The following is a 23764-nucleotide window of genomic DNA, read 5'->3' on the forward strand; positions in this document are numbered from 1 at the left end:
ACGAGAGACCCACCCCAGCTGTGACATCGGCGGGCTTTTGCTTTTCGGTATAGACCAGTATTAGGATCGGCCGCGTGACGGAACGGGTGGACGTGGCGGTCGACGCCGGGCAGACCGGGGTGCGTCTCGCGCTCGCCCGCGGCGGCCGGCCCGTCGCCCAGGTGTCCGGCCCCGGCCTGCGGTACGGGCACGGCGACGGGCCGGCGCGCGCGGTGCTCGACGCGTTCGGTGCGCTGCGCGCGGGGCTGCCGCCGGACGGACCGGTCGGGACCGTGTGCGTCGGCCTGACCAGCGTCCTCGGCGCCGACGGGGAGTACGAGTCGCTCGCCGCCGGCCTGCTGGAGCGCTTCGCCGCCGACCGTGTCGTACTGACCGGCGACGTGGTGACCGCGCACGCGGGTGCGCTCGGCGCCCGGCCGGGGGTGGTGCTGGCGGCGGGCACCGGCGCGATCGCCCTCGGCGTACGGGCGGACGGGCGGCACCGGCAGGTCGACGGCTGGGGCCACCTGTACGGGGACGCCGGCGGCGGGTTCTGGATCGGCCGGCACGGCCTGGACGCGGCGATGCGCGGGCACGACGGCCGGGCGCCGGCGGGCGCGTTGAGGGCACGCGCGGCGGCGGTTTTCGGCAACCTCGGCGACCTGGCCGAGCGGCTGTACCCGGACGGCGACGCGGTGGCGCGGATCGCCGCCTTCGCCCGGGACGTACTGGAGCTGGCGGAGGTGGACGCGGTGGCGGCGGAGATCGCGGACCGGGCGGCGGCGGAGCTGGCCGGTACGGTGACGGCGGCGGGTGCGGCGGGCTCGGACGTGTCGTGGACCGGGCGGCTGCTCGGCGACGACGGGTTGCGGCGCCGGTTCGCGGCGGCGCTGGCGGACCGGGCGCCGACCGCGCGGCTGCGTACGCCCGACGCGGACGGGCTGACGGGTGCGGCATGCCTGGCCGCGGCCGACGACCTCGCACCGTACGCGGGACTGTGCCGGGTGCGTACGCGATGAGGGTGGGCTTCGGTCAGGTGGTGCTGCCGGTGCCGACCGGCACCCCGATGGGCGGCTACGCGTTCCGCGACGGCACGTCCGACGGCGTCCTCGACGACCTCCGCGTCACCGCGATCACCTGGTACGACGGGGATCGCCGGGTCGCGCTCGCGCTCGTCGACGTGGTGTGCGTGAACGCCGACCTGTGCCGGGCGGCGCGCGCCGCGGTACCGGACGTGGACGTGCTGTGGGTGGCGGCGAGCCACACGCACGCCGGGCCGGAGACCGGTTGCGTACCGGGGGGTGCGGCGACGCCGGAGCCGTGGCGCGCGGAGCTGACCGCCCGCATCGTCGCCGCCGTCGCGGCGGCCCGGCGCACCGAACGGGACGCCGACGGCCTCGCGTACGCGGGGCAGCTGCGCGGCGTCGGCTCGGTGCGCAGCCACGTCACCGGCACCCCGGCGGTACCGCTGGACGTGGTGGAGGTGGTCGCCGCGGGCCGGCGCGTCGGCGTACTGGCGGTGCTGCCGGTCCATCCGACGGTGCTGCCGGCCGCCAACCTGGGCGTCAGCGCGGACCTGACCGGCGCCGTACGGCGGGCGCTGGCCGACCGGTTCGGCGCCGGCACGTGGGTGGCGGTGGCGACCGGCGCGGCCGGCGACATCAGTACCCGGCATGCCCGGCAGGGCCAGGATCAGCGGGAACTCGCCCGGCTCGGTGGCGTGGCCGCGGACCGGTGCGTCGAGCTGCTGGCCGGTACGGGCCGGCCGGCGTGGTCCGCGGGCAGCCGCCTGGACACCCGGTCGGCGACGGTACGGCTGGCGCCGAAGCCCCGTACCGACACCGCCGCGGTGCTGGACGGCGCGGCCGGCGCGCTCGCCGCGGCCCGTACCGGCGGGGACGAGGCGGCGGCCCGGGTCGCGGCCGGGAACCTGGACGGCGCGCGCTTCGCCGCCGAGTACGGGACGGGTGGCGCGGCGGTCGACGCCGAGGTGGGCGCCTGGCGGATCGGCCGGCTCGCCGTCGCCGCGCTGCCCGGCGAACCCTTCCTCGCCCTGGCCGACCGGGTACGCGCGGACCGGCCGGCGCCCACCCTGGTACTCGGCTACGCCAACGCGTACCCGGGCTACCTGCCCACGTCCGACGCGTACCGGACGGACCAGTACGAGGTGCTGGTCTCGGCCGTGGCGGCCGGTGGCGGCGAACGGCTCGCCGACCGCGCCGCCGACCTCATCGCAGATCTCGACGGGAGTGCCCAGTGACCGGTCAGGACGAGTACGCCCAGGTGGCCCGGGAGGCCGTCGACCGTCTCGTGACGACGCAACGCGACGCGATCTCCCGCGCCGGCGCGATCGTCACCGAGGCACTCCTGGCCGGCGGCGTCATCCAGGCGTACGGGACGGGCCACTCCCGCGCGGTGGCCCTGGAACTCGTCGGCCGCGCGGGCGGCCTGGTCCCGGCGAACCAGCTCGCCATCCGCGACCTGGTCTACTACGGCGACACGCCCGCCGCCGACATCCTCGACCCGCACCTGGAACGCTCGCCCGAGGTGGCCGACCGGGTCTGGTCATTGGCCGACATCCGGCCCGCCGACGTGTTCGTCATCGCGTCGAACTCGGGCGGCAACGGCGCGATCGTCGAGATGGCGCGGCTCGCCGGCGAGCGCGGGCACCGCGTCGTCGCGATCACGTCCGTCGCGCACACCGGCCGGATCACGCCGCGGCACCCGAGCGGGCAGCGGCTCGCCGACCTGGCCGACGTGGTGATCGACAACGGCGCGCCGTACGGGGACGCGGCCGTACCGCTGCCGGACGGGGACGCGTTCGGGCCGCTGTCCAACCTGACCGGCATCCTCGCCGCGAACCTGCTCGTCGCCGACGTGATCGGCCGGTACCTCGCGGCCGGCTCCCCGCCGCCGCTGTTCCGTTCCGCGAACACGCCGGGCAACGACGGCCACAACGACGCCCTGCTCGACCGGTACGGTGCGCGGGTCCGGCTCGGCGACGCCTGACATCCAGGACCGGAGGACCATGGCACGCACCCGACACGACACGTTCCCCGCCGTGGGGCTTCCGGCGGAGTTCGACGACGGCCGCGCCAAGGGCCCCCAGGTACGCGAGGCGTTGGAGGCGATGGTCGCCGGCCTCGACCCGGGCACGCTGCTGCCGTCCGAACGGTCCATCGCGGACCGCTTCCGGGTCGCCCGGATGACCGTCCGCAACGAGGTGAACGACCTGGTCGCCCGCGGTCTGGTACGCCGGGTCAAGGGCGCCGGCACGTTCGTGGCCGAGCCGCGCGTCGCGCACGGCACCACGACCGGGTCGTTCAGCCACGACATGCGCTCGCGCGGGCTGACCCCCGGGTCGCGGCTCGTCGCCGTCCGGGAGCGCCCCGCCACCGCGCTGCTCGCCGACCGGCTCGGCCTGGCCGAGTCCGACCCCGTCGTCGAACTCCACCGGGTACGTACCGCGGACGGGGTGCCGATGGCCGTCGAGTACACGCACCTGTCGGGGGTACGGTTCCCGGGGCTGGCCGGGCTCGCCGCCGACGACTGGTCGCTGTACGAGACGCTCGCCGAGCGGTGGGGTGTGCGCGTCGCCACCGCCACGCACCGGGTGTCGGCGGTCGCGCTGGACGGCACCGACGCCGGGCTGCTCGGCGTACCGGTGGGGCTGCCGTCGTTCGCCGTCGAACGCACCGCGCTGGACGCCGCCGGCGGTGTCGTCGAGTGGGGCCGCTCCCGCTACCGCGGCGACCGGTACGACGTGGTGTTCGCCGTCCAGTCGCCGTCCTGACGCCGCTGCCGGCCCGGACGGTACGCCGTGACGCTGCCGGCCCGGACCGTCCGGCACGACGCTGCCGGCCGGACGGTGCGCCACGATGGTGCTGGTCAGGGGCGTGCCGCTGGCATACTGCCGGGATGAGCGACGCCAGCCCGGACGAGGCCGACACCATCCTCGCGATCCTCGAACGCAACCGCCGCACGTTCGCGTGGAAGACCGAGGGCCTGGACCGCGCCGGCCTGCGCGCGACCACCGCCGCGAGCACCATGACCCTCGGCGGGCTCGTCAAGCACGTCGCGCTCGTCGAGGCCGACTGGCTGGCCGTCAAGCTCGCCGGCCGGGAGTACGGGGAGCCCTGGGACGGGGTGGACTTCGACGCCGACCCGTCCTGGGAGTGGCGTACCGGGGCCGAGGACGAGCCGGCGACGGTGTACGCGCTGTGGCGCGCGGCGGTCGACCGGTCGCGCCGCCTGGTCCGCGAGGTGATCGACGAGCGCGGACTCGCCGGCCCCGCCTCGTTCACCTGGCCCGACGGCAGGACGCCGACCGTGCGCGCGATGCTGATCGACATGATCGAGGAGTACGCCCGGCACACCGGTCACGCGGACATCCTGCGCGAGGCGGTCGACGGCCGGGTCGGGGAGGGCGCGCCCGCCGACTTCACGATCTGACCCCCGGCGCCGGCCGGTAGCGTGGCGGCCATGAAGGTGCTGGTCGTCGGCGGCAGCGGGTATCTCGGGGCCGAGGTGGTCCGGCGGTCGGTGGCCGCCGGGCACCGGGTGGCCGCCACGTACCGGACGGCGCGGGTCGAGGTGCCCGGCGTGTCCGGGTACGCGCTGGACGTGCGGGACCGCGCGCAGGTCGCCGACACCGTCGCCGCGGTACGGCCGGACGTGGTCGTGAACGCCGCGTACCGCAAGGACGACTGGGTGAGCTGCGCGGACGGCGCCGCGTACGTGGCGCTGGCGGCGGTCGCGGTCGGCGCCCGGCTGGTGCACGTGTCGTCCGACGCGGTGTTCGCCGGCACGGCCGGCCGGTACGCGGAGGCGGCGGTCCCGGACCCGGTCACGCCGTACGGTGCCGCCAAGGCCGCCGCGGAGACCGCCGTACGGGCCGTCGCGCCGCACGCGGTCGTCGCCCGTACGTCGCTGATCGTCGGCGACGGCGACTCCGTGCACGAGCGCCGGGTACACGAGCTGGCGGCGCGGCCGGACGGGGTGCTGTTCACCGACGTCGTGCGCTGCCCGGTACACGTCGGTGACCTGGCCGGCGCGCTGCTCGACCTCGCCGGCACCGACCGCACCGGCATCCACCACCTCGCCGGCGGCGACGCGCTCACCCGGTACGAGCTCGGGGTGCTGATCGCCCGCCGGGACGGCCTGGACCCGGCCGCGCTGCCGTCCGGGCCGCGCGCCGGCGGGCCGAGCGACATCCGCCTCGACTGCGCCGCGACCCGCCGCCACCTGCGTACCGAGCTGCGCGGTGCCCGGACGTTCCTGGCCGTGCGCTGAGCGCTCAGCCGGTGTACCCGGTGGCCTGGAGGGTGAACAGGTCGGCGTAGAGGCCGGCGGCGGCCATCAGCTCGTCGTGCGTGCCGTGCTCGACGACGCGGCCGTCGTCGCCCGGAACCGCCGGCCTTCCGTTCGATGACCCGGATACGTTGTGCGGCAACGGATCCGGGCCGGTACGCCTGGAGGTGAGGTCGCGCGTCAGGAGGTGAGGTCGCGGCGGCGGAACTGCCAGACGCCGAGGGCGGCGAAGTACAGCGAGACCGCGGCGAGCAGCCCGGCGTACACCCAGTTGACGCCGTGCGTCAGCGGGTCGCCGTCCAGGTACCAGGCGAACGGGGAGCACCAGCGCACCCAGCCGAGTCCCTTGATCTGCGGCAGGAAGCTGCTGCACAGGTACGTCGCGACGGCCAGGTACGCGGCGCCGCCGAGCGCGATCGTCCGCCGCCCCGTGTACGCGCCGAGGCCGAACCCGATGGACGCGAAGCAGACGCCGAACAGGGTGAGCATCACGCAGACGGCGGTCAGGTCACCGGGGGAGAGTTCGGCGAAGTCGGCGGGGATCCGGATCGCCAGCATCACCACGAGCGTCAGCACGCCGACGGCGACGATCGCGAGCACCGTCGCGGCGTACCGGGCGAGGGCGAGGCGGGTGCGCGTCACCGGATGCGCGAGTACGAGATCGAGGGTGCCGGCGTTCTCGTCGCCGGCGATCGCGCGCACCCCGGCGCTGATCGCGAACACCGCGACCAGGATCGGTACCAGCAGACCGAACACGGTCGAGCCGAAGTAGCCGGACGCGGTCGAGTAGTCGGTGAGGTGGAACGCCTCCTTCATCGACTGCGGGAACGCCTCCATCGCCCGGCCCAGGTCCGCGTTGTGCCCGAACACCGGCCAGAACGCCGCGTACATGGTGGCGACGGCGGTGATCGCCACCGCCCAGCCGCCGAACGCGCGGCGGTTGTCGCGCAGGTGCTTCAGCAGGACCGTCACGACCGACCCTCCCGCTCGTAGAAGGTGAAGAACAGCTCCTCCAGGTCGGGTTCCTCGGCGAGCAACCCCGTCACCCGGTACCGCGCGGCGGTCTTGACCAGCTCGTCCGGGCTGCCGGACAGCACGGCGCGCAGCGCGGAACCGCCGCCCGGATGGGGGCCGACCGTCACCCCGTGCAGCCCCGCGACCGACTCGAACTCCGCCGCCGGTACGACGTCGGCGAAGGTGATCTCGATCCGGCGCTGCGCCTGCTCGCGCAGCTCCTCCACCTTCGCCACCGTCTCCAGCCGGCCCTCGCGGATGATGCCGACGCGTTCGCAGGTGGCCTGCACCTCGCTGAGTACGTGCGAGGACATGAACACGGTCTGGCCGTTGTCGCGCGCCTCCTGCACCAGCTCGACGAAACGCTGCTGCAGGAACGGATCCAGCCCGCTCGTCGGCTCGTCGAGTACGAGGAGGTCGGGGGTGTGCATGAACGCCTGCACGATGCCGACCTTCTGCCGGTTCCCCTTGGACAGCGTGCCGATCCGGCGGGACAGGTCCAGGTCCAGCCGCTCGGCCAGCGCGGCGATCCGCGCCGCCGGCACCCCGCCGCGCAACCGCCCCAGGTACGTCAGCAGCTCGCGGCTCGTCTGCCCGCCGCTCACCACGAAATCCCCGGCCAGGTAACCGATCCGGGCCCGGGTGGACGCCGCGTGGCGCGGACTGTCGCCGAGCACCCGTACGCTGCCCGCGGTCGGCCGGATCAGGTCCAGCAGCAACCGGATCGTCGTCGTCTTCCCGGCGCCGTTCGGCCCCAGGTAGCCGAACACCTCGCCGCGGTACACGGTCAGGTCGAGTCCGGCCAGCGCGGTGCGTGCGGCCGATCCGCGACCGTACCGTTTCACCAGGCCGGTGACCTCGACAGCGGCGTCCGCCATCGTGCCTCCCTAGAGTCCGTGTTCGCGCTTGAACTCCTCGACCAGCTCGGGAATCCGCGCCACGATCCACTGGTAGAAGTCCCGCGCGTACGTCAGGCGCCGCGCGCGGGGGGTGCCGGGGCCGAGCAGGTCGACGCCGCGGTCCAGCAGCTCGGCCATCGACCGCCACTGCGGGATCGCGTCGCTGGTCGCCCGGGCCATCGCGTCCGGCGTGATCTCGTACGCGTGGCCGCGGGTGCCCGGCAGCACGACCCGGCGGGCGATGCCGGTGCGGACGAGCATCCGCATGCCGGTGGAGACCGAACCCTTGGACAGGCCGAGCGCCGCGCCCAGCTGCGCGCTGGTCTGCGCGGGCGGGTCGCACACCAGCAGCCAGCCCATCAGCTTCCCGTTCGCGGGCGGGGTGCCGTTGCGCGCGAACTCCAGCGCGAACTCCTCGGCGTACCGGCGCAGCTCGTCCATGATCAAGTCTCCGAACGTTCAGAACCCACTGAACGTTACGCCCCTCCGCCCGCGACACGCCAGCGCCCCCGTCGACACGTACGACGGGGGCGCTGGCGAAGCGGCGAGGGCGCCGTCAGTGCAGGTAGTACAGGATCACGTTGTGGACGTGCTGCGCCTTCTGGTTGCCGCGCATCTCCACCTCGTACGTCTGGCCGCTGGTGTGCAGCGCGATCGAGCCGCTGGAGAAGAACTGCCCGGCCCACGACTTGTTGCTGAGCACGCTGACGCTGGTGATCTTCGAGTACGGGATGCTGGTGATCGCGACCCGCTTGCCCACGAACGACTTGTCCTGCAGGATCACCCGGCGGTCGGTCAGGCCGATGAAGCCGGTGCCGACGCCGACCGCGTCGTACACCGCGATGATCTGCTCGCCGTCGAGCAGACCGCTCCGGATCTGGTCGAACTGGTCCTGCCGGTCGAACGGCACGGTCGCCTGTCGGGACACGGGTGCTCCTTTGTTCGGGTTCCCGGCCACCCTAGGCAGTGCCCGCAACGCCGTGGTACTCGCCGGCGTCGGCGGACCCGGTGCGGCCCGGGCCGACCGCGGCCGCGGGCGTGCCGCACATCCGTTGCGGCGCAAGGGTTCCGGGGATCGCCCGGCAAACCGGTGGCGCGGAACCCCGCGGGTTGGCAGGATCGCGGCGTGCTCGTCGACCTGTGGCCGCCGTACGGCCTGACCATCGTGACGCCCACCGTGCAGCTGCGACTGCCCCGCGAGGAGGAGATCGCCGCGCCGGCCGACGTCGCCGCCGCCGGTGTGCACCGCGCCGACGAGCGGCCGTTCCTGACGCCGTGGGCGGAGGGCGACCCCGCCGACCGCGCCCGCACCGTACTGCAAGGGCACTGGGACGGGCTGGCGTCCTGGCGGGTGCCGGCGTGGGAGCTGGGACTGGGGGTGTTCCGCGCCGGCGAGCCGATCGGCATGGTCTCCTTGCGCGCCAACGACTTCCCAATCGTACGCGAGGTGGTCACGTCGTCGTGGCTGGGCCTCCCGCACCAAGGCCGCGGGTACGGGACGGACGCCCGGCTGGGGTTGCTGACGCTGGCGTTCGACCACCTGGGCGCGCGGGCCGCGCGTACCGAGGTGTTCCGGGACAACCACGCGTCGCAGGGCGTCTCCCGCAAGCTCGGGTACGTGCCGGACGGCATCTCCGTGGACGCGCGCGGCGACGAGGCGCTGGTGTCCGACCGGCTCCGGTTGACCCGCGAGGTGTGGACCGGCCGCCCGCGGGCGGCGGTGACCGTCGAGGGCTTCGACGCCTGCCGCGCGCTGTTCGGCCTCTGAGATTCAGCGGCTCAGCCGGCGCACAGGCTGGGCTGCGTAGCGTCCCCGCCGGGAGGGGATGTTGTGACAACGAGCGATGCGGTGGCGGCCGTCGGTCGGCGGTGGAGCCTGGCGCGGCGGCTCGCCGGGTACGTGGCGGCCGCCAGCATGGGGCTGTACCTGCTGGTCAAGGTGGTCTGGATCGCGGCGGCGCTGATCGGCACGCACCCGGCCGGATTCGGTACCGGCGGGTGGGTCGCGCTCAACGCGGTCACCGTGCTGATGGCCGCCGCCGGTGTCGCGCTCGGGTTGGCGCTGGCGCAACGGTGGGGGCGACGGCTGCCGGCCGTACCGGTGGTGCTGGTGTCGTGGGTGGGCGCCGGGTTCCTGGTCCCGACCCTGCCGTACCTGGTGGCGCGGGCGGTGCTGGACGCCGGGAGCGGCGGCGGGGGCGACGCGGCACCCGGCTGGGAAGCCGTGTTCCTCAGCCTCGGGTTCGGCGGGATGGCCGTCGGACTGGCCGTCGCCGTACCGGTCTACCTGCGGGACCGGTGGCCGCGCGCGTTCCTCGGCCGGCTGGCGGACCGGCCGTCCACCCCGACGGCGTGGACCGTCGCGACCGTCGCCGCGGCCACCCTGCTCGGCCTGCTCTGGTGCTACTGGGCGCTCGGCGGCACGCTCGGCATCGACCCCGCCCGGCTCGCCGCCCGGGACCTCGACGGTCGGCTGCTGAGCGCGAGTTCCGGGCTGTGGGCGCTGCTCGGCGCCGCCAGCCTCCTGGCGCTGCGTTCCGGTCGCCCCGGTCGGCTCCGCCGCTGGGTACCGATGGCGCTCGCGTACGGCGCGTCCGGGTCGCTGTTCGCCTGGAGCGCCTGGAAACTCCCCATGGTCCTGCTCGCCCCGGGCGGCTTCGTGCCCGTCGAGTACGTCCCGGTCGCCGTCGGCGAACACGTCCTCAGCATCGCCACCGGTCTGGCCCTGCTCGCCGGCGCCCTGCGCAACGCCCCGGCACGCGGAGGCCACGAATCCGTTGTCCACCAACGGAACCCGAGCTGACTGTCTACTATGGACAGTGTGGTCAGCCACGGCGGAGCAGCTGGATGTCCATCACCCAGCCGGCCGCGACGCACGCCTCGGCATCCCGAGGGACGCCCGGCACACATCCGCCGTACGGAGTTGGCTCAGCGGTGGGCGAGGACGCAGTCGCCGCAGTAGCCGCCGCCGGGGATCCGGTAGTACAGGCAGCACGAGGTACGGACGAACCGGCCGCCGGGTCCGGTCGGCCCTCCGGTACCGGCGAGCGGCCCGGCCAGCAACGCCGCCCCCGTACTCCGGGCCGCGTCCGCGAGGTCCGGCCGCGCCGTGCCGACCGTCCCGACGGCGCCGAACACCGCCGACGCCACGTTGCCCCGGAGTACCTGAGGGGACAGCGCGTAGCGCGCGGCGATGGCGGCGGCCAGCGGGTCGAGGACGTCGGGCAGCAGCGCGGCGGGATCGGGCGTACCGGACGGTCCGGTCAGGGCGAGCGGCCACGGACCGCCGTCGACCGGCCGCCAGTACGTGCCGTCGAGGGTGGGGCGCGGCAGCGGGGTGCCGAGCACGTACGCGCCGATCACGGGGGAGACGAGCCGGGCGAACAGGCCGAGCGACATGGTCGACGCGGCCACGCGCGGCTCGATGTCGGCGCCGGCGAGGCGGGCCTCGACGTACCGGACCCGCTCGTCCAGTGCCGGGCCGACGACCAGTTCGCGGAGGGTGTGCCAGCCGTCGCCGGTCCGCTCCTGGAGCGCGAAGAACGGCCCGAGCGCGGCCAGGTCGGCGGGCGTCGGCGTGTCGGTCGGCATCACCGCCACCCTACGGTCCGCCCTCCCCGCACCGCCGGCACGTCCGGAACGCTGCGGCTGCGCCGGACGCGGCATGCCCTGCGCGGGTCGCCCACCGCGGGGGAATCCTCCACGACGACCGTCCGGCTCCTCCAGCGCGGTCACGCGTCGGCTCCCGCGGCGGGTACCTGGCTGACAACACCGCCCGGTGCACGGACGTGACGTACCGGATGAGGGGTGGCTCGGCGGGGCGAACGGGACGCGCGCGGGGCGTGGTCGCCGGGTGCGGCCTTTACCACGCGGGGTGGGCCGGACGCGAACCGGACAAGCCCGGTTGTCGGGGGTCCACAAAAGCGGCCGCCGTTTCTTCCCCATCAGGCCCCTCGGCTGTCGCCGTCCGGATGGGCGACGATCATGACCGTGCCACACCTGCGGTCGCCGCGGCGGTCGTCGGGTGGTCCGCCGCGGGCGGCCATCCGGCCTCGGTGAGGTGCCCGTACGCGTGCGGGCGCCGTCCGAGGTGGTCGGCCATCTGGTGTCGAGGGAGCGAAGGGTTCGGATTCGGGTGTTCAGTCGTGTCGCCATCGTCAACCGGGGTGAGGCCGCGATGCGGCTCATCCACGCCGTACGGGACCTCGCCGCGGAGACGGGGGAGCGGATCGAGACCGTCGCCCTGTACACCGACGTCGACCGGACCGCGACCTTCGTACGGGAGGCCGACCTCGCGTACGACCTCGGCCCGGCGTCCGCGCGCCCGTACCTGGATCTGAAGGTCCTGGGGCGGGCGCTGACGGAGACCGGCGCGGACGCCGCGTGGGTGGGCTGGGGTTTCGTCGCCGAGGACCCGGCGTTCGCGGAGCTGTGCGACCAGTTGGGCGTGGCGTTCGTGGGCCCGGACGCGGAGGCGATGCGCAAGCTGGGCGACAAGATCGGCGCGAAGCTGATCGCCGAGGAGGTCGGCGTACCGGTCGCGCCGTGGAGCCGCGGCGCGGTCGAGACGCTGGACGCGGCCGTGGCGGCCGCGGCCGAGATCGGCTACCCGCTGATGTTGAAGGCGACGGCGGGTGGCGGCGGGCGCGGCATCCGGGTGGTGACGAGCGACGCCGAGCTGACCGACGCGTACCAGCGGACGAGTCAGGAGGCGGCGCGCGCGTTCGGCAGCGGCATCGTGTTCCTGGAGCGGCTGATCACCGGCGCCCGGCACGTCGAGGTGCAGGTCATCGCGGACGGCCAGGGCACGGCGTGGGCGCTCGGCGTACGGGACTGCTCGGTGCAGCGGCGCAACCAGAAGATCATCGAGGAGTCGGCGTCGCCGGTACTGAGCGCCGCGCAGGCGGGCGAGTTGAAGGCGGCGGCCGAGCGGCTCGCGCTCGCGGTGGGGTACCGGGGGGCGGCGACCGTCGAGTTCCTGTACCACCCGGGTGACAAGGTGTTCGCGTTCCTGGAGGTCAACACCCGGCTCCAGGTCGAGCACCCGATCACCGAGGCGACCACCGGCTTCGATCTGGTACGTGCGCAGCTGCGGGTGGCGTCGGGCGGCAAGCTGACGGGTGAGCAGCCGGTGGAGCGCGGGCACGCGGTCGAGGCCCGGCTGAACGCCGAGGACCCGGACCGGGACTTCGCGCCGTCCCCGGGCCGCATCGCGCGGCTGGACCTGCCGGCGGGCCCGGGCATCCGGGTCGACACCGGCGTCAGCGAGGGCGACACCATCCCGGCCGACTTCGACTCGATGATCGCCAAGATCATCGCGTACGGGCGGGACCGCTCGGAGGCGCTCGCCCGGCTGCGTCGCGCGATGGCCGAGACCCGCGTGATCATCGAGGGCGGCGCGACGAACAAGAGCTTCGTCCTCGACCTCCTCGACCGGCCCGAGGTGATCGACGGCAGCGCGGACACCGGCTGGATCGACCGGGTACGTGCCGAGGGCGACCTCGTCACGCACCGGCACTCCGCGGTCGCGCTCGCCGCCGCCGCCATCGAGGCGTACGAGGAGGAGGAGCGGGCGGAGCAGCAGCGCCTGCTGTCCACAGCGTCCGGCGGGCGCCCGCAGGTACGGCACGAGAGCGGACGGCCGCTGGGCCTGAAGCTGCGCGGCGTCGGGTACAAGGTGCGCGTCGCGCGGATCGGTACGAACCGGTTCCGGGTCGGCATCGGGGCCGGCGGCGAGGAGCAGGCGGTCGACGTCGAGCTGACGCGGTTCGACCGGCACACCGGGCAGATCGCCGTCAACGGCGCCCGGTACCGGCTGCTCACCGGTACGCACGGGCCGGTGCACCTGGTCGAGGTGGACGGGGTGGCGCACCGGATCAGCCGGGACGAGGGCGGCGTGATCCGTTCGTTCGCGCCGGCCCTGGTGGTCGCCGTACCGCACGAGGTCGGCTCGGTCGTCGAGGCGGACGCGCCGGTCCTGGTACTGGAGATCATGAAGATGGAGACGGTGCTGCGGGCGCCGTTCCGGGCCCGGCTGACCGAGTGCGGCGTGTCGGTGGGCAGCCAGGTGGAGGCGGGCGCGGCGCTGATGCGGCTGGAGCCGCTCGGCGACGAGGACCCGGCCGTCGAGGAGACCGCGGCCGAGGGTGCGGCGGTCCCGCTGGACCTGCCGGCGGCTCCCGCGACGGCGCCGTCCCGGCAGCGCACCGCGCGCGGCCACGAGGACCTGCGCAGCCTGCTGCTCGGCTTCGACGTGGACCCGCACGACGAGCGCCGGGTACTCGACGGCTACCTGGACGCGCGCCGGGCCGCGGTCGAGGACGGTCACCGGCCGCTGGCGGCGGAGCTGGCGCTGGTCGACGTGTTCGCGGATCTGGCCGAGCTGAGCCGGAACCGGCCGTCGGGCGAGGAGGGCGGCGGGCACGTGCACAGCGCCCGCGAGTACTTCCACACGTACCTGCAGAGCCTGGACGTGGAGCGGGCCGGGCTGCCGGCGGCGTTCCAGGCGAAGCTGGCGCGCGCGCTCGGGCACTACGGCGTGACGGAGCTGGAGCGGTCCGCGGAGCTGGAGGCCGCGGTGTTCCGGATCTTCCTGGCGCAGCAGCGGTCGGCGGCGGACGCGGTGGTCGTCGCGACCCTGCTGCGTACGTGGCTGCGGGAGCCGCCGCCGGAAGAGACGCTGCGCGAGGCGGCCGGCCTGTCGCTGGAGCGGCTCGTCGCCGCCACGCAGGTACGGTTCCCGGTGCTCGCCGACCTCGCCCGCGGCGTCGTGTACGCGTGGTTCGCCCGGCCGCTGCTGCGCCGCAACCGTGCCCACGTGTACGCGGACGTGCGCCGGCACCTGCGGCACCTGGACGAGTACCCGGAGGCGCCGGACCGGGCCGAGCGCATCGCCGACATGGTGCGCAGTACCGAGCCGTTGGTGCGGCTGCTGGGGCAGCGGCTGGCGCGGCCGGGCCGGGACAACACGGTGATGCTGGAGGTCCTGACCCGGCGCTACTACGGCAACCGCGCCCTCACCGCCGTACGCACGGTCGACGTGGACGGCTGCCGGTTCGTGGTGGCCGACCGGGGCGGCGACAGCGTGGTGTCGGCGGCGGTGGGCTTCGACGAGCTGGGCGGCGCGCTGCGCGGCCTGGCCGGGCTCGCCGGCGGCGTGGACGCGGTCGACGCGGACGTGTACCTCGCGTGGGAGGGCCAGCCGGAGGACCCGGACGCGATGGCCGCGGCGCTGCTGGAGGTGGTCCGCGCCCAGCCGCTGCCCAGCCGGGTACGCCGGCTCACGGCGACGGTCGCGGGCCGCGCGGGCGCGGTGATGCACCACCACTTCACGTTCCGGCCGTCGACGACGGGGCTGGAGGAGGAGCGGCTGATCCGCGGGCTGCACCCGCACATCGCGCAGCGGATGCAGATGGAGCGGCTGAACCGCTTCGACCTGACGCGCCTGCCGTCCACCGACGAGGAGGTGTACCTGTTCCGGTGCGTGGCGCGGCAGAACCCGTCGGACGACCGGCTCGTCGCGTTCGGGCAGGTACGTGACCTGACGGAGCTGCGGGACCACGAGGGCCGGCTGGTCGCGCTGCCGACCGCGGAGGACACCGTGGCGGCGTGCCTCGACGCGATCCGCCGGGCGCAGGCCCGCCGGCCGCTGCGGGACCGCTTCCCCACCAACCGCATCGTCGTGTACGTGTGGCCGCCGATCGACATCACCCGCGAGGAGATGGAGATGATCGCCGCCCGGGTACGGCCGACGACGGCCGGCGCGGGGCTGGAGGAGATCCTGTTCATCGCCCGGCAGCGGGATCCGGAGACGGGCGCGCTGACGAAGGTGGGCGTGCGCATCGCGTTCGACCCGACGGGCGGCGCGGAGCTGGTCATCGGCGAGCCGTCGGACGAGCCGGTCGAGCCGGTCGACGACTACCGCCTGAAGGTACTGCGGGCCAGCCGCCGCGGCACCGTGTACCCGTACGAGCTGACGGGGCTGCTGGGCGACTTCGTCGAGTACGACCTGGACGAGCGGCACGCGTTGGTACCGGTGGACCGGCCGAAGGGGCGCAACACGGCGGGGATCGTGGCCGGCGTGGTGACCACCCGTACGGAGCGGCACCCGCAGGGCGTGACCCGGGTGGTACTGCTGGGCGACCCGACGAAGTCGCTCGGCGCGCTGTCCGAGCAGGAGTGCCGCCGGGTGATCGCCGCGCTGGACCTGGCCGACCGCATGCGGGTACCGGTGGAGTGGTACGCGCTGTCCGCCGGCGCCCGCGTCTCGATGACCTCCGGTACCGAGAACATGGACTGGGTGGCCGCGGCGTTGAAGCGGATCGTCGAGTTCACCCAGGCCGGCGGTGAGATCAACATCGTGGTCGCGGGCATCACCGTCGGCGCCCAGCCGTACTGGAACGCCGAGGCCACGATGCTCATGCACACCAAGGGAATCCTGGTGATGACACCGGATTCGGCGATGGTGCTGACCGGCAAGCAGGCGCTCGACTTCTCCGGCGGCGTGTCGGCCGAGGACAACTTCGGCATCGGCGGGTACGACCGGGTCATGGGCCCGAACGGCCAGGCGCAGTACTGGGCGCCCGACCTGCCGGCGGCCCGCGACGTGCTGATGGCGCACTACGACCACACGTACGTGGCGCCGGGGGAGACGGCACCGCGGCGGGCGCCGACCACCGACCCGGTGGACCGGGACATCAGCAGCTTCCCGCACGAGGTGCCGGGCAGCGAGTTCGGCACGGTCGGGGAGATCTTCTCGGCGGCGGCGAACCCGGACCGGAAGAAGCCGTTCGACATCCGTACGGTGATGCGCGCGCTCGCCGACCAGGACCACGAGGTACTGGAGCGCTGGGCGGGCATGGCCGACGCGGAGACCGCGGTGGTGCAGGACGCGCACCTGGGCGGCATGCCGGTGTGCCTGCTCGGGATCGAGTCGCGGCCGGTGCCGCGGCGCGGTTTCCCGCCCACCGACGGTCCGGACACGTACACGGCGGGCACGCTGTTCCCGCGGTCGTCGAAGAAGGCGGCGCGGGCGATCAACGCGGCGAGCGGCAACCGTCCGCTGGTGGTGCTGGCGAACCTGTCCGGGTTCGACGGGTCGCCGGAGTCGATGCGCAAGCTCCAGCTGGAGTACGGCGCGGAGATCGGCCGGGCGATCGTGAACTTCCGCGGCCCGATCGTGTTCTGCGTGATCTCGCGGTACCACGGCGGCGCGTTCGTGGTGTTCTCGAAGGCGCTCAACCCGGGCATGACCGTACTGGCGCTGGAGGGCTCGTTCGCCTCCGTACTGGGCGGTGCGCCGGCCGCGGCGGCCGTCTTCGCCGGTGACGTGAACGCGCGTACGGCGGCCGATCCGCGGGTGCGGGACATGGAGGCGCGCGCCGCCGCCGCGGGCGGTACGGACCGTGCCGCGCTGACCGCCGAGCTGGACGAGCTGCGCGCTTCGGTACGCGCGGAGAAGCTCGGCGAGGTGGCCGCGGAGTTCGACCGGGTGCACAGCATCCAGCGCGCGGTGGAGGTCGGGTCGGTCGACGCGGTGGTCAGCGTCGCGGAGCTGCGGCCGCGCATCATCGAGGCGATCGGGGCGTACCGGCCCGCGCACTGAGAACCACCCGTACGAACGGGCCGGCGGCGTCTGCCGCCGGCCCGTTCGCCGTCTCCGGCGGCGATCCGGGACGCGCGGGGGGTGCGCTGGCGTACCGGACGGTCACCTGCTAGTTTTTCTTGGCATGTGCAGGGTTCAGCTATGAGCAGCTCGCCGCTGACCGGCGACGACCTGCTGCGGACGCTGGCCACGCTCGCCAACCCGCACCGGCTGCGGGTCGTCGCCGCCCTCACCGAGCGCCGGCGGTACGTCAGCGAGCTGGCGCGCGAGCTCGGCATCAGCCGCGCCCTGCTGCAACTCCACCTGAAGAAGCTCGAATCGGCCGGTCTGGTGTCCGGACACCTCGAACTGTCCGACGACGGCAAGGCGATGAAGTACTACGAGGTCACGGACTTCGCGGTCGAGTTGACGCCGCGCACCGTCGCGGCGGCGGCCCGCACCCTGAGCGACCGGGACGGCAAGGAAGGGGAGACGGGACGATGAGCGCACACGCCTGGGCGGAGGTCGTCGGAGCGTTCGGCATCTTCCTGCTGCTGAGCTCGGTCGCCACGGTCACGATCTGGCAGTTCGGGGCGACGTGGCGGGCGAAGGCGGTGCTGGCCCGCGAGGACGCGTACCGGACGCTCGCCGAGCGGGCCGTCGCGTCGCAGCGGGCCACCGAGGACCGGCTGGACGCGGTCTCGCGCCAGCTCGCCGAGGTGACCGGTCAGCTCGGCGAGACCCGGGCCTCGGTCGAGCGCATCCTCACCGAGGTCGACTGAACCGCCGGATCCGGCTCCACCGGACGGAATCCGGGACACCGCAAGGAATCCGGGACACCGCAAGGAATCCGGGACGCCGCAAGGAATCCGGGACGCCGCAAGGAATCCGGGACTTCACAGGATCGGGCCGTCGAGCGGCAACTCGACGGCCCGGCGAAGAAGCGACACCTGTGTTCGGCACGCGCACTCCTTCACGAAGGGACGTTAGTCCATGCCGCGTACGACCCTGCCCACAGCCCGCATCGAACGCGTCGCCGCCTGGTCGGTACGCCACCGGTGGTGGGCGATCGGCGGCTGGTTCGCCCTCGTCGTCCTCGCCGTCCTGGCCGGGGCGGCGGTCACCGGCGACGGCGCGCCCGCCCACGATCCCGGCGAGTCCGGCCGCGCCCAGCGCGTACTGGACGCCCAGCACGGGTACTCGCCGGCCCAGGAGAGCGTGCTCGTCACGTCCGGCCACCGGTACGACGGGGTGGCCCGCGCGGCGGCCGACGACCTGATCGGCACGCTCCGCCGCTCGGGTGCGGTCACCGGGCTGGCCGACCGCGCGCGGGTCTCCGCCGACGGGACGGCGGGGCTGGTCACGTTCCAGCTCGCCGGCCCGGAGGAGCGCGCGGGCGACCACTTCGACGCCACCGTACGGGTGGTGCGGGAGGTCGGCGCGCGGCACCCGGGCGTACGGCTGGCGCAGGCCGGCGACCGGAGCCTGTCGGCCGCCGTCGACGACTCGATCACGGCGGACTTCGGCCGGGCGGAGACGATCTCGTTGCCGCTGACCGTGGTGGTCCTGCTGATCGTGTTCGGCTCGCTCGTCGCCGCCGGCATCCCGGTACTCCTCACGCTGACCACGGTCGCGGCCACGTTCTCGCTGTTGACCGTGGTGGACCAGTGGATTCCGATCAACAGCGCGGCGTCGTCGATGGTGCTGCTGATCGGCGTCGCCGTCGGCGTCGACTACTCGCTGTTCTACCTGCGCCGGGCGCGGGAGGAACGCGCCGCCGGGCGCGACACCGCCACCGCCGTACGGACCGCCGCCGCGACGTCCGGCCGGGTCGTCATCGTCGCCGGCCTCACCGTCCTGCTGTGCCTGTGCGGCCTGCTGCTCGCCGGTATCGACCAGTTCCGGGGCCTGACCGTGGGGACCGCGGTGGCCGTCGGCCTGGCCGTACTCGGATCCTGCACGGTGCTGCCGGCACTGCTCGCGCTGCTCGGCCGGCACGTCGACGCGGTACGGATCCCGGTGCTGCGCAAGCGTTCCGACGGGTCGCGGGTGTGGTCGGCGATCGCCCGCGCGGTCGTACGCCGGCCGGCGGTGGCCGGTGGCCTCGCCGCCGTCGCGCTGGCAGTACTGGCGTTACCCGCGTTCGGGCTGCACCTGCAGGACGCGGCGGTCACCGACAGCCTGCCCCGCTCCGTACCGCAGGTGGACGCGGCCCTGCGGATGCAGCGGGCGTTTCCGGGTGCGGCCGCGCCCGCCCGCGTGGTGGTCTGGGCGCGGGACGGCGGCACCGCCGACACCCCCGAGGTACGCCGGGCCGTCGGCGCGCTGCGCGCCCGGATCCCGCACAGCCACGGGCTTCTCGCCGACCCGGTAACCGTCGTACGGGTCGGCCGGGCACTCGTGGTCCGGGTACCGCTGGCCGGCTCCGGCACCGACCCCACCTCGAACCGGGCCCTCGCCGAACTCCGCGGCACCGCGCTGCCCGCGACCCTCGGCCGGGTCGGCGGCGTCGGCTGGGCCGTGCAGGGCCGCACCGCCTTCGCGTACGACTTCGCGCGCACGCTCGCCGGCCGCGTCCCGTACGTGGTCGGGTTCGTGCTGGTGCTCGCGTTCGTGTTGCTGGCGTGGGCGTTCCGGTCGCTGGTGATCCCGGTCGTGTCGATCGTGCTGAACCTGCTGTCCGTCGGCGCCGCGCTGGGCGTCCTGACCTGGGTGTTCCAGGACGGGCACCTGTCCGGCCCGCTCGGCTTCACCGCGTACGGCGGGGTGGTGAGCTGGCTGCCGCTGTTCGACTTCGTGCTGCTGTTCGGGCTGAGCATGGACTACCACGTGTTCGTGCTGAGCCGGATCCGGGAACGGGTGACCGCGGGAGTACCGCCGCGGGCCGCGATCGTCGACGGCGTCGGCCGCAGCGCCGGCGTGGTGTCCTCCGCCGCGCTGCTGATGACGGCCGTGTTCGCGGTGTTCGTGGTCCTGACCGCGATCGAGTACAAGATGCTCGGGGTGGGGATGGCCGTGGCGGTGCTGCTGGACGCCACCGTGGTGCGCGGTGTCCTGCTGCCGGCGGCGCTCGCGCTGGTCGGCCGGCGCGCCTGGGGCCGCCGCGCACCCGCCCCGGCGCCCCCGGTACGGGTCGGCGCCGGCGCGTCCTGACCGTGGCTGCGGCCCGCCCGGTCGCGGGCCGCAGCCGTTGCGGGGCAAGGGATCCCGCGTCACCAGCCGACGGGGCCGAGCCGGTCGACGAACGTACCGGTCGGGCCGTCGGGGCCGAGCGTGGCGAGCCGTACGATCGAGTCGGTGCCCTCGGTGACGGTGAGCGTGCCGCGGTGGCCGTTCATGTCGGTCGCCGCGAACGTGTGGTTCGCGACCTCGCCGGGCGTGGCGGCGTTCACCTTCACGTCCGGCAGCGCCCGCGCGTACCGGACGGTGAGCATGTTGAGCGCCGCCTTCGACGAGCTGTACGCGAGCTCGTGCATCGACGCGACCGGCTGGTCCGGGTCGGTGACCACCGCGAACGAGCCGCCGCCGCTGGAGACCATCACCACGCGCGGGTTGTCCGCGGCGCGCAGCAACGGCAGGAACGCGCCGGTCACGCGGACCGGCCCGTACACGTTGGTGTCGTAGACGGCGTGCAGGTCGGCGGCGGTGGCGTCGGCTGGCGGTACGGCCCCGCCCGGTGCGCCCGCGTTGTTGACGAGGACGTCGAGCCGGTCGGTGTGCTGGCGCACGATCCGTACGGCGTCGGCGACGGAGTCGTCGGAGGTCACGTCGAGCGGTACGAGGACGGCCGTGACGCCGTCGTCGGCGAGCGCCCGTACGGCGTCCCGGCCGCGGATCTCGTCCCGGGAGCCGAGGAAGACCGTCCAGCCGAGCCCGCCGAGCCGCCGCGCGGTCTCCCGGCCGAGTCCCTTGTTGCCGCCGGTGACGAGCACCGTGGTCTGCTGCGTGTACGTCATGCCCACCTGACGGCGGGCCGCGCCCGGAGGTAACCGGTGGTGGCCGTGCCCACAGGTACCGGCCGGCGACTTGCGTTGGAGTGCGCTCCAGGACGTAGCGTCGTGGCATGACGGGGACGCGCGACGAGGAGTACCTGGGCATCCGCGAGGTGGCCGCATCGGTGGGGTTGAGCCAGGACACGCTCCGCTGGTACGAGCGCGAGGGCCTGGTGCCGCGGGTCGAGCGGGACGGCAGCCGGCGCCGCCGGTACAGCCCGCGGCACGTGGGGTGGCTGCGCACCCTCGTCCTGTTGCGGCGTACCGGGATGCCGACGCGTGACATGCGCCGGTTCGGCCGGCTCGCCGCGGACGGCGCGGCCACTCACCCCGAGCGGCTCGCGCTGCTGTCCGCGCACCGGGACCGCCTCGTCGCCCGGATCGCGGCGCTCGGCGACGACCTCGCCGCCCTCGACGGCAAGGTCGAACGGTACCGGGAACTCATCGCGCAGGGCCGCGACTGCGGGGCACCGCTGCCCGACGGCGACTGACCCCACCCCCGCCTCACCAGCGGCCCGGCGCACCGCCGTGCCGTCGTTCCACCCTGCCGTCATCTCGCCCGGACCGCACAGAGGAGCAGTGAATGCAGTACCGGACGCTCGGCCGCACCGGCATCTCCGTCAGCACGTTCGCCCTCGGCACGCTGCGCCTCGGCGCGTGGGGCAACACCGACCACGACGACGCCATCCGGCTCGTCCACACCGCGCTCGACGCCGGCGTGAACCTCGTCGACACCGCCGACCAGTACTCGGGGGGCGAGGCCGAGGAGATCGTCGGGAAGGCGATCCGCGGCCGCCGGGACGAGGTCGTGCTCGCGACCAAGGGCCACTTCCCGGTACGCATGGGCGATCCGGACCCGAACCGGCGCGGCAACTCGCGGCGGTGGCTGACCCGGGCGGTCGACGACAGCCTGCGCCGGCTCGGTACCGACCGGATCGACCTCTACCAGGTGCACCGGCCGGACCCGGCCACCGACATCGACGAGACCCTGTCCGTGCTCTCCGACCTGGTACGTGCCGGCAAGATCATGGCGATCGGCACCTCCGACTTCCCCGCCGAGCAGCTCGTCGAGGCGCAGTGGGTGGCCGACCGGCGCAACCACGTCCGCTTCCACACCGAGCAGCCGCCGTACTCCGTGTTCGTGCGCGGCATCGAGGCCGACGTGCTGCCCACCGCGCTGAAGTACGGGATGGGGGTGCTGACGTGGAGCCCGCTCAACAGCGGCTGGTTGACGGGCCGGTTCCGCCGCGGCGAGCGGATCGAGATGACGGAGTTCCGGCGGGTGGTGGCGCACAAGTTCGACCTGGACCTGCCCGGCAACCGGGCCAAGCTGGACGCGGTCGAGCGGCTGCTCGCGCTCGCGGACGAGGTCGGCGTGCCGCTGACGCACCTGGCGCTCGCGTTCGCGGCGAGCCACCGTGCCGTCTCCTCGGTACTCCTCGGCCCGCGTACGATCGCCCACCTCACCGACCAGCTCGCCGCCGCGGACCTGCGCCTCGACGACACGGTACTGGACCGGATCGACGCGATCGTCCCGCCCGGGGTGACGCTCAACCCGGCCGACGTGGACTACCGCCGGCCGGCCCTCACCGACCCGGCCGAACGCCGCCGCCCGGCCTGACCTCGTTGGGGCGCAAGGGATCCGCGCATTGGGCTTGACGTACTAGTTGTTTCAGTCAAGACTAGCAACATGTCCGATGCCAACGACGACGTACTGAGCTGGGTGGAGCGGGTGGCCACCTTCTGCGTCGAGGAGTGGGGGCTCCCGCCAATCACCGGGCGCATCCTCGGCCTGCTCATGATCTGCGACCCGCCGGAGCGGTCGGCCGGCGGGATCGCCGAGCAGATCCACGCCAGCCGCGCCTCCCTCACCTCGAACATGCGGTTCCTGACCGCGATCGGGCTCGTCCGGCGCGTCCGCGTACCCGGGGACCGCACCACGTACTACCGCATCGAGGACGACGCCTGGCAGAAGGTGGTGCAGCGCAAGCTGGACAGCCTCGGCGCGTTCGGCGCCATCGCCGAGGCGGGCGTGGCGCTCGCCGGCGGTACGGCCGCGAACGCCGACCGTATCCGCAGCGCGCAGCGGGCCCTGACCTGGCTGCGCGACGTCGCCGCCGCCCACCCGCCGGAGAGCTGAGGACCCATGCCCCGCGTACGGCTCGACCTGGACCCCCTGCGCGAGACGCTGCTCCTCACCCTGTACGCGCGGGCGCTGGACAGCGGGCGCGACCGCCCGATCCTCGGCGACACCCGGTCGGCGGAGGTCGCCGCCGCGATCGACTACGACTTCGCCCGGCTCAAGGTGCGGCCGAGCCTGGTGTGCAGCACCGCGTTGCGGGCCCGGCGGTTGGACGACGTGGTCCGCGCGTTCGTCGCCGAGCACCCGGACGCGGTCGTCCTCGACCTCGGCTGCGGCCTCGACACCCGGGTGTACCGGTGCGACCCGCCCGCCGGCGTCGACTGGTACGACGTGGACTTCGCCGACGTGGTCGCGCTGCGGCCGCGGTTCCTGCCGGAGCGGTCGCGGCGGCTCGGCGCGGACGTCACCGTACCGGGCTGGCTGGCCGGGCTGCCGCGCGACCGACCCGCGCTGGTGGTCGCCGAGGGCCTGGTGCCGTTCCTGCCCGGCGACGCGTTCCCCCGCCTGGTACGGGAGCTGACCGGGCACTTCGCCACCGGCGTACTCGCGCTCAACGGGTACACCCGCTTCGCGGCGTGGGCGATGAAGTACCATCCGACGATCCGGGCCATCGGGATCACGGCGGCGCAGGGCTTCGACGACCCGCACGAGCCGGAGACGTGGCGCGCCGGCCTGACGCTCGCGGGGGAGGACCTGCTGGTCCGGGCGCCGGAGGTGGCCGGCTTTCCGCAGCCGCTGCGCGCGGCCACCCGGCTGATGGGCCACAGCACCGGAATCGCCCGGCAGGGCGCCCGCATCCTCCGGTACTCGTTCTGACCGCGGCGCCGGGCCGGCCGCGCCGACC

The 23764-nt window shown here is 74.3% G+C and carries 23 protein-coding genes; 16 read left to right on the forward strand and 7 right to left on the reverse strand.

From position 1 onward, the window contains the following. Window positions 1-74: 74 nt before the first annotated feature. The 6 genes from Aru02nite_RS08875 (at window position 75) to Aru02nite_RS08900 (ending at window position 5271) form a co-directional block, all read left to right on the forward strand. The gene (locus Aru02nite_RS08875) at window positions 75-998 is read left to right on the forward strand and encodes an N-acetylglucosamine kinase (protein ID WP_203656514.1); all 924 of its coding nucleotides are present in this window, start codon (window positions 75-77) and stop codon (window positions 996-998) included. Next, window positions 995-2239 (forward strand): serine/threonine-protein kinase, encoded by a 1245-nt coding sequence (locus Aru02nite_RS08880; RefSeq protein WP_203656515.1) that lies wholly within the window; start codon window positions 995-997, stop codon window positions 2237-2239. The genes Aru02nite_RS08875 and Aru02nite_RS08880 overlap by 4 nt, the downstream gene beginning before the upstream one ends. Beyond that, window positions 2236-2988 carry a sugar isomerase domain-containing protein gene (locus tag Aru02nite_RS08885; RefSeq protein ID WP_203656516.1) on the forward strand — a complete coding sequence of 251 codons (753 nt, stop codon included), beginning with the start codon at window positions 2236-2238 and terminating at the stop codon, window positions 2986-2988. Before Aru02nite_RS08880 ends, Aru02nite_RS08885 begins: the two co-directional genes overlap by 4 nt. 19 nt (window positions 2989-3007) lie before the next feature. Next, window positions 3008-3772, forward strand: coding sequence for a GntR family transcriptional regulator (locus tag Aru02nite_RS08890; RefSeq protein WP_203656518.1), 765 nt, complete (start codon window positions 3008-3010; stop codon window positions 3770-3772). A gap of 125 nt (window positions 3773-3897) precedes the next feature. Further along, the gene (locus Aru02nite_RS08895) at window positions 3898-4431 is read left to right on the forward strand and encodes a DinB family protein (protein ID WP_203656520.1); all 534 of its coding nucleotides are present in this window, start codon (window positions 3898-3900) and stop codon (window positions 4429-4431) included. Window positions 4432-4461: 30 nt separating this feature from the next. Beyond that, entirely contained in the window at window positions 4462-5271 is an 810-nt protein-coding gene (locus Aru02nite_RS08900; protein WP_203656521.1) for an SDR family oxidoreductase, read from the forward strand. A gap of 4 nt (window positions 5272-5275) precedes the next feature. Here the strand turns inward: Aru02nite_RS08900 and Aru02nite_RS08905 are convergent, their stop codons facing one another. The 5 genes from Aru02nite_RS08905 to Aru02nite_RS08925 form a co-directional block, all read right to left on the reverse strand. Beyond that, a complete protein-coding gene (locus Aru02nite_RS08905) occupies window positions 5276-5431 on the reverse strand; it encodes a hypothetical protein (protein ID WP_203657038.1) in 156 nt (51 codons plus the stop codon). 38 nt (window positions 5432-5469) lie between these two features. Continuing rightward, complete coding sequence (locus Aru02nite_RS08910; RefSeq protein WP_203656522.1) at window positions 5470-6261, reverse strand: DUF2705 family protein; 792 nt, start codon at window positions 6259-6261, stop codon at window positions 5470-5472. After that, window positions 6258-7181: an ABC transporter ATP-binding protein gene (locus Aru02nite_RS08915; protein WP_203656523.1), complete on the reverse strand. Its 924-nt coding sequence runs from the start codon at window positions 7179-7181 to the stop codon at window positions 6258-6260. Before Aru02nite_RS08915 ends, Aru02nite_RS08910 begins: the two co-directional genes overlap by 4 nt. 9 nt (window positions 7182-7190) lie before the next feature. Further along, window positions 7191-7643 (reverse strand): GbsR/MarR family transcriptional regulator, encoded by a 453-nt coding sequence (locus Aru02nite_RS08920; protein ID WP_203656528.1) that lies wholly within the window; start codon window positions 7641-7643, stop codon window positions 7191-7193. A 115-nt stretch (window positions 7644-7758) separates the two neighbouring features. Then, window positions 7759-8130: a PH domain-containing protein gene (locus Aru02nite_RS08925; RefSeq protein WP_239076544.1), complete on the reverse strand. Its 372-nt coding sequence runs from the start codon at window positions 8128-8130 to the stop codon at window positions 7759-7761. A gap of 198 nt (window positions 8131-8328) precedes the next feature. Between Aru02nite_RS08925 and Aru02nite_RS08930 the strand changes: the two genes are divergently transcribed. After that, complete coding sequence (locus Aru02nite_RS08930) at window positions 8329-8970, forward strand: GNAT family N-acetyltransferase (RefSeq protein ID WP_203656529.1); 642 nt, start codon at window positions 8329-8331, stop codon at window positions 8968-8970. Between the two features lie 63 nt (window positions 8971-9033). Next, a complete protein-coding gene (locus tag Aru02nite_RS08935) occupies window positions 9034-10005 on the forward strand; it encodes a hypothetical protein (protein WP_203656531.1) in 972 nt (323 codons plus the stop codon). 125 nt (window positions 10006-10130) lie between these two features. Here Aru02nite_RS08935 and Aru02nite_RS08940 read toward each other — a convergent pair whose 3' ends face one another. After that, complete coding sequence (locus tag Aru02nite_RS08940) at window positions 10131-10793, reverse strand: (2Fe-2S)-binding protein (protein ID WP_203656533.1); 663 nt, start codon at window positions 10791-10793, stop codon at window positions 10131-10133. Window positions 10794-11337: 544 nt separating this feature from the next. On the opposite strand from Aru02nite_RS08940, the gene Aru02nite_RS08945 reads away from it, so the two are divergent. The 4 genes from Aru02nite_RS08945 (at window position 11338) to Aru02nite_RS08960 (ending at window position 19938) form a co-directional block, all read left to right on the forward strand. Beyond that, a complete protein-coding gene (locus tag Aru02nite_RS08945) occupies window positions 11338-16806 on the forward strand; it encodes an ATP-binding protein (RefSeq protein WP_203656536.1) in 5469 nt (1822 codons plus the stop codon). 141 nt (window positions 16807-16947) lie between these two features. After that, the gene (locus Aru02nite_RS08950; protein WP_203656538.1) at window positions 16948-17289 is read left to right on the forward strand and encodes an ArsR/SmtB family transcription factor; all 342 of its coding nucleotides are present in this window, start codon (window positions 16948-16950) and stop codon (window positions 17287-17289) included. After that, window positions 17286-17567 carry a hypothetical protein gene (locus Aru02nite_RS08955; protein ID WP_203656540.1) on the forward strand — a complete coding sequence of 94 codons (282 nt, stop codon included), beginning with the start codon at window positions 17286-17288 and terminating at the stop codon, window positions 17565-17567. The genes Aru02nite_RS08950 and Aru02nite_RS08955 overlap by 4 nt, the downstream gene beginning before the upstream one ends. A 211-nt stretch (window positions 17568-17778) precedes the next feature. Beyond that, window positions 17779-19938 carry an MMPL family transporter gene (locus Aru02nite_RS08960; protein ID WP_203656542.1) on the forward strand — a complete coding sequence of 720 codons (2160 nt, stop codon included), beginning with the start codon at window positions 17779-17781 and terminating at the stop codon, window positions 19936-19938. 59 nt (window positions 19939-19997) lie between these two features. On the opposite strand, the gene Aru02nite_RS08965 is transcribed toward Aru02nite_RS08960, so the two are convergent. After that, window positions 19998-20741: an SDR family NAD(P)-dependent oxidoreductase gene (locus tag Aru02nite_RS08965; protein ID WP_203656545.1), complete on the reverse strand. Its 744-nt coding sequence runs from the start codon at window positions 20739-20741 to the stop codon at window positions 19998-20000. Window positions 20742-20848: 107 nt separating this feature from the next. Between Aru02nite_RS08965 and Aru02nite_RS08970 the strand changes: the two genes are divergently transcribed. From Aru02nite_RS08970 to Aru02nite_RS08985, 4 genes are all read left to right on the forward strand, one after another. Further along, a complete protein-coding gene (locus Aru02nite_RS08970) occupies window positions 20849-21268 on the forward strand; it encodes a MerR family transcriptional regulator (RefSeq protein WP_203656546.1) in 420 nt (139 codons plus the stop codon). A gap of 92 nt (window positions 21269-21360) precedes the next feature. Next, complete coding sequence (locus tag Aru02nite_RS08975; RefSeq protein WP_203656551.1) at window positions 21361-22398, forward strand: aldo/keto reductase; 1038 nt, start codon at window positions 21361-21363, stop codon at window positions 22396-22398. 69 nt (window positions 22399-22467) lie between these two features. Then, window positions 22468-22917 carry a GbsR/MarR family transcriptional regulator gene (locus Aru02nite_RS08980; RefSeq protein ID WP_203656553.1) on the forward strand — a complete coding sequence of 150 codons (450 nt, stop codon included), beginning with the start codon at window positions 22468-22470 and terminating at the stop codon, window positions 22915-22917. A 6-nt stretch (window positions 22918-22923) separates the two neighbouring features. After that, the gene (locus Aru02nite_RS08985) at window positions 22924-23736 is read left to right on the forward strand and encodes a class I SAM-dependent methyltransferase (RefSeq protein WP_203656555.1); all 813 of its coding nucleotides are present in this window, start codon (window positions 22924-22926) and stop codon (window positions 23734-23736) included. The last annotated feature ends 28 nt before the right edge of the window (window positions 23737-23764 follow it).

It is taken from the genome of Actinocatenispora rupis (assembly GCF_016861975.1).
In the GTDB taxonomy this organism is placed as follows: Bacteria; Actinomycetota; Actinomycetes; order Mycobacteriales; family Micromonosporaceae; genus Actinocatenispora; species Actinocatenispora rupis.

What these genes read in the sequence shown, in the direction of transcription:
- Aru02nite_RS08890 (WP_203656518.1), top strand. Translation starts at nt 3,008, where the DNA reads ATGGCACGCACCCGACACGACACGTTCCCCGCCGTGGGGCTTCCGGCG.
- Aru02nite_RS08985 (WP_203656555.1), top strand. Translation starts at nt 22,924, where the DNA reads ATGCCCCGCGTACGGCTCGACCTGGACCCCCTGCGCGAGACGCTGCTC.
- Aru02nite_RS08900 (WP_203656521.1), top strand. Translation starts at nt 4,462, where the DNA reads ATGAAGGTGCTGGTCGTCGGCGGCAGCGGGTATCTCGGGGCCGAGGTG.
- Aru02nite_RS08965 (WP_203656545.1), bottom strand. Translation starts at nt 20,741, where the DNA reads ATGACGTACACGCAGCAGACCACGGTGCTCGTCACCGGCGGCAACAAG.
- Aru02nite_RS08915 (WP_203656523.1), bottom strand. Translation starts at nt 7,181, where the DNA reads ATGGCGGACGCCGCTGTCGAGGTCACCGGCCTGGTGAAACGGTACGGT.
- Aru02nite_RS08980 (WP_203656553.1), top strand. Translation starts at nt 22,468, where the DNA reads ATGTCCGATGCCAACGACGACGTACTGAGCTGGGTGGAGCGGGTGGCC.
- Aru02nite_RS08895 (WP_203656520.1), top strand. Translation starts at nt 3,898, where the DNA reads ATGAGCGACGCCAGCCCGGACGAGGCCGACACCATCCTCGCGATCCTC.
- Aru02nite_RS08880 (WP_203656515.1), top strand. Translation starts at nt 995, where the DNA reads ATGAGGGTGGGCTTCGGTCAGGTGGTGCTGCCGGTGCCGACCGGCACC.
- Aru02nite_RS08970 (WP_203656546.1), top strand. Translation starts at nt 20,849, where the DNA reads ATGACGGGGACGCGCGACGAGGAGTACCTGGGCATCCGCGAGGTGGCC.
- Aru02nite_RS08940 (WP_203656533.1), bottom strand. Translation starts at nt 10,793, where the DNA reads ATGCCGACCGACACGCCGACGCCCGCCGACCTGGCCGCGCTCGGGCCG.
- Aru02nite_RS08950 (WP_203656538.1), top strand. Translation starts at nt 16,948, where the DNA reads ATGAGCAGCTCGCCGCTGACCGGCGACGACCTGCTGCGGACGCTGGCC.
- Aru02nite_RS08975 (WP_203656551.1), top strand. Translation starts at nt 21,361, where the DNA reads ATGCAGTACCGGACGCTCGGCCGCACCGGCATCTCCGTCAGCACGTTC.
- Aru02nite_RS08920 (WP_203656528.1), bottom strand. Translation starts at nt 7,643, where the DNA reads ATGGACGAGCTGCGCCGGTACGCCGAGGAGTTCGCGCTGGAGTTCGCG.
- Aru02nite_RS08960 (WP_203656542.1), top strand. Translation starts at nt 17,779, where the DNA reads ATGCCGCGTACGACCCTGCCCACAGCCCGCATCGAACGCGTCGCCGCC.
- Aru02nite_RS08955 (WP_203656540.1), top strand. Translation starts at nt 17,286, where the DNA reads ATGAGCGCACACGCCTGGGCGGAGGTCGTCGGAGCGTTCGGCATCTTC.